This window comes from Marivita sp. S0852 (assembly GCF_046591575.1).
Lineage (GTDB): Bacteria > Pseudomonadota > Alphaproteobacteria > Rhodobacterales > Rhodobacteraceae > Marivita.
Window position 1 is genome coordinate 296,432 of the sequence record NZ_JBIQWA010000005.1, and the last position, 12,323, is coordinate 308,754.

The following is a 12,323-nucleotide window of genomic DNA, read 5'->3' on the forward strand; positions in this document are numbered from 1 at the left end:
GTAACTGTCATGTCAGGAATTACTGGCTGGGGTGGTAGGATTCGAACCTACGGTACACTGTACCAAAAACAGTTGCCTTACCACTTGGCTACACCCCAACCGTGATGCGGTCTTTACGCGGCTACAAAAGCGGGATCAAGACCTCTGCCGCGAAAAAATGCACTACTCTTCCGGAGCATCGCGCTGCAGCAGATCATCTTCCTTTTTTTCGGCCCGCTCGTTATCGACAATTCGAGATAATTCTTGGTCCATGACCGCATTTACGTCACCAACGGAGACCTTCGAAGCGACGGTGTCACCTGAATCTTTCTTGGTGCCTCGGAGGTCACGATCAGACGTCAACGAGGCCGATCCGGTGGCCACGCTGTCGACGCCCAAAACGCGCAAGGTGGTTTCTGGCATTACAATACCCGCATCCTCAAACGCCGCCATACACAATCGCCACGCTTCGCTGCGCGCTTTCAGGAAGTTGCTCTCGTGTTGGCGAATCCACCCGGCCACCTGAATGACAACCGCACTGTCGCCAAGCTCTTCGATCCAGACGGCAGGTGCAGGTTCGTCAATCACGAATGGCAAGCCGGCCACAGTACGCAATGCCAAATCCTGAGCATGTGCCAGATCAGTGTCGTAGGCCACACCAAGGTCAATGACAAAACGGCGCTCATCATTACGGCTAAAATTCACGATACGGCTTTTGAAAACCGTGGAGTTGGGAATTCGGATATGATTTCCGTCAAAACTCAGCAATATCGTGGCCCGACTGGTCAGGCGAATGACCATGCCGACATCACCTTCGATTTCCACCGTATCGTTCGGCCGGAAGGGTTGGCGAATGGACAACATGATAGAGGCGATAAAATTTTCAACGGTGTCACGCACGGCAAAACCGATCGCCAGGCCAATAATACCGGCCGCACCCAGAATGGTTGACAGCAAGGCCGTTGCACCAAGAATATCCAGCGCGATGACGAGTCCCGCCACGATGAAGGCGATGCGGATCACCTGACGGTAAATATCAGCAATAAATGCGTTCGGGGCCAAACGCGCCCAAGGCTTTTGCAACCGGGCGATTGTGAAACCTAAGACAACCACAAGTGCGAAGGCCGCAATCGCAATGCCCGCCAATGGCAGATAGTTGATGACTTGCTCGGATCGCGCGCGAAAGCGGTCGATTGCGGGATCAAGTCTTTGAGCAACATCTGTCGTTTCTTGAACTTGGTTTTCAATGGCGACCACCCGTTCGACGCGACCCACGATTTCATTGAGACGTGCAACAGCAGAGCTGTCTATGGCGGTCCCCCTGAGTGTCACGATGCCAGAGCTGACGGTGACGGTGACATCGTCATAGCCGTCCAGTTGCGTCAGAATTTCGCGGATACGTGTGGCAATGGCAGCGTCCTGTTCGGCGCTGTCTTCCACCGCGATGGTACCGCTGGGCTGTTCATTTGATTGCGCAGATACCAAGAGCGGCGCGCTGGCGACGAAGATCAGACAAAAAATTATCAGGAAACGCTGAAGCATAATCATATGGCCAGACTGCGCGACCCTCTGCAGGGACACAAGTGTGAAGCTGTTTTGTTTATCGGATTATCGGGTTCGGAAGGTTCATTTGATTGAGCTTTTCGCCAAGTTCGGGGGTCCAGACCATCGCCTGCCCCCGCCCAAGCCTTTTTGCGGCATAAAGCGCGATGTCTGCTCGTTCAAGGATGCGATGCCCGGGCATTTTGCCTTTTTGGTCGCTGCTGGCGACACCGATGCTGGCCCCCGTTTCAATCTGGTTGCCCTCAATATCAAGCGGTTCGGATATCCGGCCAATCACGTCATAGGACAGTTTCATCAGACGAGCGTGCTCCTCAAGCCCGGGGCAGACAATAACAAATTCATCGCCCCCAGCGCGGACCAAGAGATCATCCTGTCGCGTAGATTGCCGGATGATGCTGGCCGCGTGTTTGAGAATGATATCCCCGACGGAATGCCCCCAATTATCATTTACCTGTTTGAATCTGTCCAAATCCAAGTGAAGGACCGCATAGCTTGTGTCGGTTTGGTTGAGCCGCGCGAGCGCAGTGTCAAGCGCGCGGCGATTGTGAAGACCTGTCAATACATCGGTATGCGCTTCGGTTAGGGCAGCGCGTCGCGCACCATCCAGACGGGCATTCAAACTGAATGACGCCGACATCGCACTTGATTTGGCCTCTTGGAGAAAAAGCAATTCCACAGCAAGGTCGCTGACCGCAAAATCCTGAGCAGTGAGTCCGAACCGCTGCACCGCATCGACAACGGCCATTCCGAAGGACGCATCAATGATCACACCACCGGCACCATCAGCAATCACTTGGCCCCGCAACACAATTTCTGGTTCGCGTCGCAAGTGAAGGCGCAAGGTCTGTCCCTTTAGCCCCTGCAGTTCGGGCAGATTTGTTGGATGGAACGGGCGCAGCACATGAAAGGCGTCCCAAAAGCGACGCCCCAAGATATCTTGATCGCTCAGCTTGGAAAAGCCATGACCAATCTGCACAATATGCCCCGCTTTGCAAAGACTTATGTGCAAGGGCCGCAATTGCGCCAGCAGATCATAAGCAGAGATCATAGTGCGCCCCCCGTTGCCGTCGTTGCCAGCGAAAACCCCCGATCTTCCGCAAAGCAGGTGTCGATCACAGTTATATTGATGATTTCGCAGCCATCTTCGGTGCCCTGATGTTCGACCACAACAAGCGCGCCATAATCATCCGCCATTGCCCTCAAAAGGCCGACAAGGACATGGCCAAACCCCTTTGGACCGGGTTTGCAATAGATCGTAAAGGTCATCGGTGTGTGTTCCCGCACCGTGATTTGCGGTAAATCCAGCCCAGAGACCGCCAAACGCGTGCGGCCAGGAAGATCGTCAAGAGAGAGCAAAAGTTCGACAAATGTGTCCCCGCCAAACCGCATGAGGCGACGGATCGAAGCATAGTTTTGGCGGGTAATGAGATAGGTTCCAATATCTTCAAGAATACTGGATTTCGTTCGCGAAAGGCTGACTGCGCATCCATCCAGAACCTTTGGAAGATAGGCATCATCATACTGGAACATCGCTTCGAACGACGTGCCTTGCAGACCTGCCAAAGCAAGTGCATTTTCCCATCGCTCAGAACCGAAACCGTCTGTGACAAAAGCCTCGATCGTTCGGAAAATCAAACCATGCATGCGTCAAAACCCGTTAAACGCCTGCACATTGGCATGATGGCCTTAACAATCCGCAAACACTTCAAGTTTTAGACACCTGTTGGCGGGCTGCCTTCGATTGTACGCCGCGCGACGAAATCTGCCAGCTTTTCGCGGATCGCGCCGTCTATGTCGGGTGGTGCAAAGTCTTTTAGAATGACTGTTGCCGCCGCGTGAATGCGTTCGACGCCCTCTTCGCATAACGGTTTCATCGGCCGATCTATGTTTACCGGCAGGCTCCAGGGCATTTGTTCGTTGACCGAGGCATCGCCACGCATGATATGCGCTAATCAGCCATCATTCCGGCGTCTTGGCAGTGCCGTCTCGCCTATCATATGCTTCTGCGCTATCGCACCCAGAAAGGCACTCGTACACTGTTTGATACTGCCGGAGCGCGACCGGTTCCGTCGCATTTGGCGTCTTACGGACGCATCAATCCAAACCAAGCCAGCTTGGCAAATGGCCGATATCGGGCAACACAACATCGGCATGATCTTTCAGGGCGTCAGTATCGGCTGGCCCTGTCAGCACCGCAACCGTCCACATACCCGCAGCGCGACCCGCCAGCAGATCATGCGTGCTGTCTCCGATCATCACCGTGTCTCTGGGGGCCACGCCCACCGCATCGCAGAATGCCGTCAACTGGCCAATCTCGGGTTTCGCACCAAAGCCGCTGTCAGAGCCCGCGATGAAATCGAAATGATCCCGAACACCGACACCATCCAAATGCGCGTAGGCCGGACGGACCGCATCGTTGGTTGCAACGCCCAGACGCAAGCCATGCCCGGCAAATTGGCGCAGCAAAGGATCAAGCGGCACCGCTTCGGTCATTGGCGCATCTTCGGCCTGATCGTTGATCATAGTGATCAGCTCTTGCCGGGAATGGGACGGAAACTCGGGCGCAAAGGCAGTGACGAGATCATCTGGCGTTCCGGCAATGACAAAACTGTCGGGCAGGAATTTTGACCTGTGATAATCATACCCGATGATATCGCCCAGATAAGCGGCCCGGCCCAGATCTCCGTCTGCAAGCCTTAACAACAAACCTGCCGCCCAGACGCCCCAGGTTGCCTCGAAATCAAAAAGCGTGCCGTCCTTGTCAAACAGCAGCGCCTCAATCCCGGCAGAGCGCATGGCCGTCATGTCCAATGCACCTGCGCACCGCCGGGCAGCACGCCGCGGGCTTGCATCAAGCGATCATAAGGCAAATCATGCGCGTCACAGAACGCCATAACCCATGCGTCATCCATCATGATAAAATCCAGAACCGATGCCTGAAATTCAGGCGAACCAAGGTTTTCGCGGAACGCAGCCTCGTCTGCGCCGGTCGATCCCATGAACACCGGCAAAAGCTCATCATTTCCCGCAAGCCATACAATGGCCTTCAAGGCCACCTGCTCAACCATATCCTGAGAAAGTGTCATTTTTAATTGTTTCCCAAACCCTTTTTTAACCAATACCCGCAAAGAATTGGTGATCAAAGTCTTAACGCTGTCCTTTTCTGGAGCTTCCGTGGCCGGTCACGTTCTCATCATAGATGCGCTGTCCAACCGCCGGATTCAGCTTTGTGCCCAGCTGGACCGAGAGGTCTATGCGGTTGAAGTGGCCGCAACGTTGCTGGAGGGTCTGACCCGCATCCAGGAAAACCCACCCGAAATTGCCATTCTGGCCTATGACCTTCCGGGCCTGAAACTGCCCCAGCTTTGCAAAAAGCTGCGATCCAACACGCAGACGCAGCTGACAACGGTTGTGGTGGCCGTTCCGTGTGAAAACCATTCTGCCCGCGTCAGCGCTTTGACCGCAGGGGCGCATGACCTTGTTGAGTATGGCGCAGACCGATCTGATCTGCGTGCCCGCATCCGCAGCATCATGCGGGACCGCCACGGGTTTGCCGACACCATGACACCTGCCCCGATGCCAGCGGCTCTGGGGCTGGCAGAGGCCGCGGCCCCGTTTCAGGGCAGTGTGCGCACAACGGTGGTTCATACCGACCCCAATCTTGACCGCGACGGTCAGATCGCGGCGCTTGAGGCCGTAAACAGCCTGTCCATTTGCACGTCGTCTGCACTTGAAGCGCGGCGTGCGCCTGAACCTGACACAGATGTCTTTATCCTTTATGAAGACGGTTTGCCGGATGAGGCCCGTGACACGTTGCTTGCCCTAAGATCCCATCCCGTAAGCCGCGACAGCAGTGTTTTGTTCGTCACCGAAAACGACATTCACGTCCCTTCTCCGCTTGATCTTGGCGCGGACGATCACCTGACGGTCAGCGCGAAATCCCCGGAATTGATCCTGCGGGTACAGCGTCTTGCACAGCGTAAACGCGAAAAGGACAAGCGCCGCAAAGCGGTTAATGCACTTGGCGAACTTGTGTATACCGATGCCCTGACCAATCTGAACAATCGACGATTTGCGGATGATTTCCTGAACAAACTTGACCGTGCATCTGAACACCGTTCCAAAGCGCTTGCCATTCTTCTTCTGGATGTCGACCATTTCAAACGATTCAATGACACTCATGGCCATCCAATTGGTGATGCGATCCTTGCCCATATCGCGTCAGTGCTTTCAGATAATGTGCGCAAAGGCGATATGCTGGCGCGGTTTGGCGGCGAAGAATTTATCGTAGCCTTGCCAGGTGTCGTCTTTGCCGAAGCCCATCAAATCGCCGAGCGGCTGCGCAAAGCCGTTGCCGATACGCCGTTGGGGCTGGACGAAGGGCCACATGTCCGACCGACGATGAGCATTGGCCTTGCTTATGCGGGCAAAATGGATCGAAAAACGACATCCGAATTGACCCGCGCCGCCGATGCCGCCTTGTACCGTGCGAAACAGTCAGGTCGCAACAGATTGAGCAGCGCCACCGCCGAGGATTTTCTGGTGCGCAAGCACCTGCCTCCGGCCGGGCCCAGCCGAAACATCGGATAGGCGGTTTCAGTCCCGAATGCGTTTGGTCCACTTGTTAAGCTGCTGCTCGACCCGATCTGCATATGCAAGACGGTCCTGCTCGGTCATCTTTGCGATATGTGCCGCCAATACCTGTCGACCGAAAGCGTCCCGTTTGGCGCGGCGATCCGTGTGATCCGCCATGGCGGCAAGGAACGCCGCTTCGTCAAACGGTGTTGTCCGCAAGCTGGCCAGCCCTGTCTGTATCCCCGAAAAAATTGCGCCGCGATCCCGGCCTTGCCTATGCATGTGCGACACGAACTGGTCGCGCACGGCTTTGCGATCTTCGGGATCAAGCGCGCGGGTGAAGATGGATGCGCTGTCCGGTCGCGGCATGTCTGAATGACGCGACGGGCCGCCAAAGACCATTGCTCCGACCACAACACCCGCAACCAAGAGGTTCAATGCCAGTGAGCAAAAAAGAGTTATCCGCATCCAAAGCGGCGTTTTGGCGGTGCGTGCTGTGTTGTCCATCTTATCCATCCACCAAAAGCATATCAAATGCGCCAAGGTCGTCGCCGAAATCAAACGACGCGACTTCGGTATAGCCAAAGGTCCAGATCAGGTCGTCTGACAACACACCGCCAGTCCAGATGCCGAAACACGCCGCTGTCGCCAAACCTGCCATGGCAGGCCATCCGCCCACCCCATCCAGCAGCTGACGCCACCGCCGAAACCTGGCACGCTTTGGGGCTTCCGCCACAGCATCCGCCATCACACGCGCCATCAAGGCATCCGGAACACGCGGTGGCGTGTCGCGGGCTTTTGCAAACAGCGCCTCAAGCGCTGTGTCTTCAGGAGGTCCCGACTGTGTCATCTGTATATCCCAAATTCTTGCGTTGGTCGCTCAGCAGCGCGGTCAGCGCCCGTTTGCCACGCGCCGTCAAGCTTTCGACCGCGCGTGGACCAATATCCATGATCTGGGCAATCTCGCTATTGCCCAATTCATCTATGTGACGCAGCACCACGGCCTGGCGTTGTCGATCCGGCAACTGCATCAACGCATCTTCAAGCGCCATATGTCTGGCCGTATTCTGCATCTGCACCTCAACACTCGGACGAGTGTCCGCAATCTCAAGGTCTGGCGGCAACCCGTCCGGGCGCGTTTTTCGCAACCGGTCGATGCACAGGTTGGCAGTCACCCGGTACATCCAAGTCCGAAGAGACGCGGCACCGCCGCTATCCCAGCTTGGTGCGTGTTTCCAAAGGCGCAGCATGGTTTCCTGTGCCACATCTTCGGCCTCTGCCCTATCGTTCAACATCCGATACGCATGTGCGTACACCATCGGCAGATAGGTCGATGCCAAAGCCCGCGCAGCGTCACTGTCACCTGCGGCATAGGCCGCAAGCAATGCCGCCTCTGCAGCAGGATCAGTCGGGCTTTGGGTCATATCATCGCGCTACCTGGTTCTTGACGATACTCTATCACCGGATACGAGCGATGCACCCGCACCGCCCGTAACTGGCGTCAGTCAGCGATTGCCGTGGCGTTTGCCACCGCCTTTGCCATGGCCCCAGCCATGATGCTTGCCGCCGCGCCGATCCATGCGGGCATCGGCAAACTCTTCGGCTGACACCTCGCCGTCATCATTGGCATCCAGACGATCAAACATCTGCGCCGGGCTCCGTCGCGCCGTGACTTCCTCTTGTGACAACATGCCGTCAGAGTTGGTATCGAGCCGCTCGATCATCCGGGCGGCCCGGCGTTCTGCCCGATCCTGATTGCTGGCTGCAATTTCTTCGGCAGTCAGCAATCCGTTGCCATCGGCATCCGCGCGGCCAAACAGACCAACACCCGCTGCGAACTCCTCGGCACTGACCACGCCATTGCCGTCAGCGTCCAGGTCCGCAAACATCTCTGCGCGGCGGTCCTCACGCGATCCTGCCTCCTGTGCCGCGACAGAGATCGCGCCACCAGTGGTCAAAAGTGCTGCCACAATCAGGGTCGAAATATACGTGCTCGTTTTCATGGTTTTTCCTTTCAGGAACCGGCACTCTGGCCGGCTTTGACGATGTAATGGGTGCACAAGCTCTTGTTGTCTTGCGATCCACTACGTTTCACGAAGACCGGCGGCACTTCCGTCGCTGGGTCGGACATTATTTCATCACAGGCGCGTGATTTGCGACATCCAGACGCAAGGACAGTTTGGCGACTGTGAATTCTACATCGCACGCGGCATTTAACGCACGGGAGAGGGACACCATGATTAACGAACTAACGACAGAAGACGAACGCCCAACCTGGCCCGCGCTCCGGCGTGGTTGGCGGCGCAAATGCCCCAATTGCGGCAGTGGCCCACTGATGCGCGGCTATCTGAAAGTCCGCGACAGCTGTACGGTCTGCCGCGAAGAGCTGCACCATCATCGCGCCGATGACGGCCCCGCATATCTGGCAATCCTGATTGTCGGCCACCTGATGGCACCGCTTTTGCACATTGTATTTGTCAATTTCCGGCCCGAGCCCATGGTTCTGTTCACGATCTTTGCGGTTGGCTGTGTCGGGCTGACGCTCTACCTTTTGCCCAGGTTGAAGGGCGCTGTCGTGGCATTTCAATGGTCACGCCATATGCACGGGTTTGCTGGGCCGACTTCGGGATAACCAGACTGGCAACAAGAGGTCAGCGATGCAAAAACAAGATGTGATCGACAAATCAGCCGTTCGAGACGCCTCTACGGTCATCGTTTTGCGCGATCGAGCCAGCAATCCCCATGTGTTGATGGGACAACGTGGTGCGAAAGCGGCATTCATGCCGAACAAATTCGTATTTCCCGGCGGTGCTGTTGATCCCGAAGACGCGATGGTGCCTTTTGCACAGCCATTGACACCGCTTTGCGCAAACCGACTGGCCGATGATGCACCCGCCAATTGCGCGCCAGCCTTGGCGGCGGCAGCCATCCGGGAATTGTGGGAAGAAACCGGACAAATCCTGGGGCGGAGCGGAACATGGCCGGACCCGCCTGAAAACTGGCGGGCTTTTGCGTCTATGGGTCACTTGCCCTTTGCTGCACCGATGCAATTCGTCTTCCGCGCCATCACCCCACCCGGTCGGCCCCGCCGCTTTGACGCGCGGTTTTTCCTGTTGGATGCCGATGATCTGGCCACGGACCCGGATGATTTTTCAGCCGCGTCAGACGAGCTTGCGCATCTTCAATGGATCGCACTGGACAAGGTGCGCAGTTTTGATTTGCCGTTCATCACCGAAGTGGTGCTTGCCGAGGTCGCGGCCCGCGCCGCCGACCCTCGCCCGCCTGCATCCGTTCCTTTTTTCCGCAATGATGACGAAGAAAGTCTTTTCCTGCGTCTTCGCGGACATCCCATGCCGGATTAGATCACCCAGACAAATGTCAGGATCGACAGCGCAAGAAAGCCAATCCCGGCAAATTCGCGCAAGGTGATCGTCTCTTTGAAAAACAAGACAGACGCCAGCATCGAAAAGACCAGCTCGATCTGACCGACCGCTTTCACATAAGCCGCGGTTTGCAACGTGAAGGCCAAGAACCATCCAAATGACCCGGCCATCGACGTCAGCCCCACCCAGACGGCCACCGAACGCGCGCGCCACACGGCCGTCACCTGACCCGGTTCTTTCCATCGCAGCCACAGGGACATCGCCAAAAACTGGGACAGGGTCACGCAGGCCAATGTCACCGATGCGCGTACCAACGCGTCGTCGCTGGCGATGTCCAGCGATGCCGCACGATAGGTTGTGCCGGACAAGGCGAACAGAAATCCGGATGTCAGCCCCAGCACAGTCGCGCGGCTGGTCAGGCTTGCCCAAATCCCATGCGATCCGGCCCCCCTGGACAGCAACAAAACCCCAAGCAAACCGATCAGGATCGCGCCCCACCCAACCAGCGATATGGTGTCGCCGAACAGTGTTACACCCACAATTGCGGCCTGAATGACCTCGGTTTTCTTAAACGTGATCCCAACTGCAAAGTTTCGCTGACGAAAAAGCGCAACCACGCAGGCCGTCGCCAGAATCTGCGAAATCGCCCCAAGCAGTGCAAACGTCCAGAAAGATGCGGTGAGCCGCGGAAACGACGTACCCGAGTAAAGCAAATAGACACCCGTCAGCAAAACGGCGGCTGGAGCCGAATAGGCGAACCGGGCAAAAGTCGACCCTGCGGTGCTCAGCACGTCCATACTCAGCACTTTTTGCAACATGAACCGCGCCGTCTGAAACAGCGCGGCGGCAACACTCGCAACAATCCAAAATTCCATGCGCCTCTATGGCGTGAGGTCAGCGAGATTGTCCATGACGGTAAATCGGATGAGGCACCGGGTCTTTTGCCCGGAACAGGTGTTTTCTGAATATCTCGGAATACGTCCGGTATCTGTAGCCAAGATTTCCGGCCAGAACATCCGCCTTTCCGGAATGATACACGGCGGGTAGCACATACCACGGCACGCCGGGATACATGTGATGCACCGCGTGCAAATTGTTGTTCAGAAAGAGCAAGGCAAACAGCCCACGTTCCTCAACAATAGCCGTGCGCGCCAATGTGCGGTCATGCGCCTGATGCTCAAGATAGGTTCTGAGCTTAAGAAGCGACAAAGACCCGTAAACAGACAGCGCCCATGCCCAAATCGGCATCCCCGCCACGACAATCATCCACCACAGCACGATCGCCACGGCGGGCAGATGCCAAATCCAGCCAATCAGAACCCGGTGATCCCCCGCCCGGATCAAGCGTGCCTCAGAGCGTAGAAAGGCGATGAGCCCAAGGCTTGGGCCCAGCAAAAGCCGCCCGGCCAAGGTGTTGTTCAACCGGTACACACCCTGCCGCCACGCGGGCATTCTGATCCACATATCCGGATCAAGGTAGTTGGTTTCAGGATCGTCATAGGGATCGGTCAAAGCCTCGTCTTGATGATGCGCAAGATGGGTGTCGCGAAAGCGCTGGTATGGCACAAAAAGCGTCAGCGCAGGAAACACCAACGCCGCGTTCAAGGCGGGGATGCGAAAAGGATGTCCGTGCAATGCCTCATGCTGCAAGGACGAATGCTGCGTGCCAGCAAGAGTGCAGATCACCACGGCCAAAGGCACCGACCAGTCGGCAACCCAGACCGTGGCACCGCCCCACAGTAGATAAGTCAGGGCAAGAACAAGAAGCGTCGGCCATTCTGCCCGACGCGTCAGCTCGGACACTCGGAAATTCCGCCTGTTGGTCATGGGATCGCCAGTGTTGTGATTTGTCTCATATTTAAGCGCTCCACCGTGCCGCCAGAATTCTGAAAATGGTGCACAATTTTCCAAACTGGTGTTTTTTATCCCCATGTGTCAGTTTTGGTCATGGACAAACGCCGCCGCGCTTATCTTTTCCGCACCCGCCTGAACCGCGCGATCCAGCAGGCCGGGTCGAACCAAAGCGCGCTGGCGCGAATGACCGGTGTTGATCGCTCGACGATCTCTCAGTTGTTGCGCGACGATGCGGCGCGTTTGCCGAATGCCCAGATGGTCGGGGCTTGTGCAGAAGCGCTTGGCGTATCGGCAGATTGGTTGTTAGGCCTTGCCGAACATCCCGAAACCGCCGCCGATCTGATGGCCAATGCGCTGACGCTGACAGACGCGCCCCGAGCGCTGATTGATGAACAAATCTATAATTGGCACCGCGAAGCAGACGGCTACAAGATACGTCATGTGCCTGCGGCCTTGCCCGACATGCTGAAAACCCACGCCGTTCTTGAATGGGAATATGGCCCGCATCTGGGTCGAACCGCGTCCGAAGCGATCACCGCCTCTGCAAAGCGACTGGACTGGATGCAGCAATCCCAATCGGATTATGAAATCGCAATGCCGCTGTTCGAAGTGCAGAGCTTTGTGGAAGGCACCGGCTATTACGCAGGGTTGGCGAAAGATATCCGCGCCCAGCAGATTGAGCATTGGCTGGAACTTGGCACGGCCTTGTACCCCCGGATGCGGCTGTATCTGTTTGATGCCCGGCGGCTGTATTCAGCGCCTATCACCGTATTCGGGCCTTTGCTTGCTGTGATTTATGTCGGTCGCAACTACCTTGCCTTTCGCGACACGCCTCGTGTGCGCGCATTTTCGGATCATTTTGATCATCTGGTACGCAATGCCCATATCACGGCACGTGGGTTTTCAGATCATATTGAGGCGCTTCGCAAGTCTTTGGCGTGAAGTGACGGCACCCTGTGCAAACTGACC

16 protein-coding genes and 1 tRNA gene are annotated in these 12,323 nt (G+C 56.5%); 4 read left to right on the forward strand and 13 right to left on the reverse strand.

The window, feature by feature from the left end; genetic code table 11:
- Positions 1-23: 23 nt before the first annotated feature.
- From ACG74X_RS13245 to ACG74X_RS13275, 7 genes are all read right to left on the reverse strand, one after another.
- Positions 24-98 (reverse strand) — tRNA-Gln (locus ACG74X_RS13245).
- 64 nt (positions 99-162) lie between these two features.
- Positions 163-1,527: a mechanosensitive ion channel domain-containing protein gene (locus ACG74X_RS13250; RefSeq protein ID WP_411235392.1), complete on the reverse strand. Its 1,365-nt coding sequence runs from the start codon at positions 1,525-1,527 to the stop codon at positions 163-165.
- A gap of 52 nt (positions 1,528-1,579) precedes the next feature.
- Positions 1,580-2,590: a diguanylate cyclase domain-containing protein gene (locus ACG74X_RS13255; protein WP_411235393.1), complete on the reverse strand. Its 1,011-nt coding sequence runs from the start codon at positions 2,588-2,590 to the stop codon at positions 1,580-1,582.
- On the reverse strand, positions 2,587-3,186 hold the full coding sequence (locus ACG74X_RS13260; protein WP_411235394.1) for a heme NO-binding domain-containing protein: 600 nt from the start codon (positions 3,184-3,186) through the stop codon (positions 2,587-2,589). Before ACG74X_RS13260 ends, ACG74X_RS13255 begins: the two co-directional genes overlap by 4 nt.
- A gap of 68 nt (positions 3,187-3,254) precedes the next feature.
- The gene (locus tag ACG74X_RS13265) at positions 3,255-3,482 is read right to left on the reverse strand and encodes a hypothetical protein (protein ID WP_411235396.1); all 228 of its coding nucleotides are present in this window, start codon (positions 3,480-3,482) and stop codon (positions 3,255-3,257) included.
- Positions 3,483-3,636: 154 nt separating this feature from the next.
- The gene (locus ACG74X_RS13270) at positions 3,637-4,347 is read right to left on the reverse strand and encodes an HAD family hydrolase (protein WP_411235398.1); all 711 of its coding nucleotides are present in this window, start codon (positions 4,345-4,347) and stop codon (positions 3,637-3,639) included.
- The gene (locus ACG74X_RS13275; protein ID WP_411235399.1) at positions 4,344-4,628 is read right to left on the reverse strand and encodes a DUF3572 domain-containing protein; all 285 of its coding nucleotides are present in this window, start codon (positions 4,626-4,628) and stop codon (positions 4,344-4,346) included. The genes ACG74X_RS13270 and ACG74X_RS13275 overlap by 4 nt, the downstream gene beginning before the upstream one ends.
- Before the next feature lie 88 nt (positions 4,629-4,716).
- Here ACG74X_RS13275 and ACG74X_RS13280 point away from each other — a divergent pair, with 88 nt between their 5' ends.
- Positions 4,717-6,132 (forward strand): diguanylate cyclase, encoded by a 1,416-nt coding sequence (locus tag ACG74X_RS13280; protein WP_411235400.1) that lies wholly within the window; start codon positions 4,717-4,719, stop codon positions 6,130-6,132.
- Positions 6,133-6,138: 6 nt separating this feature from the next.
- On the opposite strand, the gene ACG74X_RS13285 is transcribed toward ACG74X_RS13280, so the two are convergent.
- The 4 genes from ACG74X_RS13285 to ACG74X_RS13300 all read right to left on the reverse strand — a co-directional run bounded on the left by ACG74X_RS13285 (position 6,139) and on the right by ACG74X_RS13300 (position 8,120).
- Positions 6,139-6,624, reverse strand: coding sequence for a periplasmic heavy metal sensor (locus ACG74X_RS13285; protein WP_411235402.1), 486 nt, complete (start codon positions 6,622-6,624; stop codon positions 6,139-6,141).
- Position 6,625: 1 nt separating this feature from the next.
- Positions 6,626-6,967: a hypothetical protein gene (locus ACG74X_RS13290; RefSeq protein ID WP_411235404.1), complete on the reverse strand. Its 342-nt coding sequence runs from the start codon at positions 6,965-6,967 to the stop codon at positions 6,626-6,628.
- The gene (locus tag ACG74X_RS13295) at positions 6,945-7,541 is read right to left on the reverse strand and encodes a sigma-70 family RNA polymerase sigma factor (protein WP_411235406.1); all 597 of its coding nucleotides are present in this window, start codon (positions 7,539-7,541) and stop codon (positions 6,945-6,947) included. Before ACG74X_RS13295 ends, ACG74X_RS13290 begins: the two co-directional genes overlap by 23 nt.
- An 81-nt stretch (positions 7,542-7,622) precedes the next feature.
- A complete protein-coding gene (locus ACG74X_RS13300) occupies positions 7,623-8,120 on the reverse strand; it encodes an EF-hand domain-containing protein (protein ID WP_411235407.1) in 498 nt (165 codons plus the stop codon).
- Positions 8,121-8,353: 233 nt separating this feature from the next.
- Here ACG74X_RS13300 and ACG74X_RS13305 point away from each other — a divergent pair, with 233 nt between their 5' ends.
- Complete coding sequence (locus ACG74X_RS13305; protein WP_411235408.1) at positions 8,354-8,749, forward strand: DUF983 domain-containing protein; 396 nt, start codon at positions 8,354-8,356, stop codon at positions 8,747-8,749.
- A 25-nt stretch (positions 8,750-8,774) separates the two neighbouring features.
- On the forward strand, positions 8,775-9,479 hold the full coding sequence (locus ACG74X_RS13310) for an NUDIX hydrolase (protein WP_411235409.1): 705 nt from the start codon (positions 8,775-8,777) through the stop codon (positions 9,477-9,479).
- Here ACG74X_RS13310 and ACG74X_RS13315 read toward each other — a convergent pair.
- A complete protein-coding gene (locus ACG74X_RS13315) occupies positions 9,476-10,375 on the reverse strand; it encodes an EamA/RhaT family transporter (RefSeq protein WP_411235411.1) in 900 nt (299 codons plus the stop codon). The two genes, ACG74X_RS13310 and ACG74X_RS13315, sit on opposite strands and share 4 nt — an antisense overlap.
- Before the next feature lie 19 nt (positions 10,376-10,394).
- On the reverse strand, positions 10,395-11,327 hold the full coding sequence (locus ACG74X_RS13320; RefSeq protein WP_411235412.1) for a fatty acid desaturase: 933 nt from the start codon (positions 11,325-11,327) through the stop codon (positions 10,395-10,397).
- 120 nt (positions 11,328-11,447) lie between these two features.
- On the opposite strand from ACG74X_RS13320, the gene ACG74X_RS13325 reads away from it, so the two are divergent.
- Positions 11,448-12,296: a helix-turn-helix domain-containing protein gene (locus tag ACG74X_RS13325; RefSeq protein ID WP_411235413.1), complete on the forward strand. Its 849-nt coding sequence runs from the start codon at positions 11,448-11,450 to the stop codon at positions 12,294-12,296.
- Positions 12,297-12,323 lie beyond the last annotated feature (27 nt).

Excerpts from the sequence above, each read along its gene's own strand:
- ACG74X_RS13315 (WP_411235411.1), bottom strand. The coding sequence starts at position 10,375 with ATGGAATTTTGGATTGTTGCGAGTGTTGCCGCCGCGCTGTTTCAGACG.
- ACG74X_RS13305 (WP_411235408.1), top strand. The coding sequence starts at position 8,354 with ATGATTAACGAACTAACGACAGAAGACGAACGCCCAACCTGGCCCGCG.
- ACG74X_RS13325 (WP_411235413.1), top strand. The coding sequence starts at position 11,448 with ATGGACAAACGCCGCCGCGCTTATCTTTTCCGCACCCGCCTGAACCGC.
- ACG74X_RS13265 (WP_411235396.1), bottom strand. The coding sequence starts at position 3,482 with ATGCGTGGCGATGCCTCGGTCAACGAACAAATGCCCTGGAGCCTGCCG.
- ACG74X_RS13260 (WP_411235394.1), bottom strand. The coding sequence starts at position 3,186 with ATGCATGGTTTGATTTTCCGAACGATCGAGGCTTTTGTCACAGACGGT.
- ACG74X_RS13295 (WP_411235406.1), bottom strand. The coding sequence starts at position 7,541 with ATGACCCAAAGCCCGACTGATCCTGCTGCAGAGGCGGCATTGCTTGCG.
- ACG74X_RS13290 (WP_411235404.1), bottom strand. The coding sequence starts at position 6,967 with ATGACACAGTCGGGACCTCCTGAAGACACAGCGCTTGAGGCGCTGTTT.
- ACG74X_RS13285 (WP_411235402.1), bottom strand. The coding sequence starts at position 6,624 with ATGGACAACACAGCACGCACCGCCAAAACGCCGCTTTGGATGCGGATA.
- ACG74X_RS13275 (WP_411235399.1), bottom strand. The coding sequence starts at position 4,628 with ATGACACTTTCTCAGGATATGGTTGAGCAGGTGGCCTTGAAGGCCATT.
- ACG74X_RS13250 (WP_411235392.1), bottom strand. The coding sequence starts at position 1,527 with ATGATTATGCTTCAGCGTTTCCTGATAATTTTTTGTCTGATCTTCGTC.
- ACG74X_RS13320 (WP_411235412.1), bottom strand. The coding sequence starts at position 11,327 with ATGACCAACAGGCGGAATTTCCGAGTGTCCGAGCTGACGCGTCGGGCA.
- ACG74X_RS13310 (WP_411235409.1), top strand. The coding sequence starts at position 8,775 with ATGCAAAAACAAGATGTGATCGACAAATCAGCCGTTCGAGACGCCTCT.
- ACG74X_RS13255 (WP_411235393.1), bottom strand. The coding sequence starts at position 2,590 with ATGATCTCTGCTTATGATCTGCTGGCGCAATTGCGGCCCTTGCACATA.
- ACG74X_RS13300 (WP_411235407.1), bottom strand. The coding sequence starts at position 8,120 with ATGAAAACGAGCACGTATATTTCGACCCTGATTGTGGCAGCACTTTTG.
- ACG74X_RS13270 (WP_411235398.1), bottom strand. The coding sequence starts at position 4,347 with ATGACGGCCATGCGCTCTGCCGGGATTGAGGCGCTGCTGTTTGACAAG.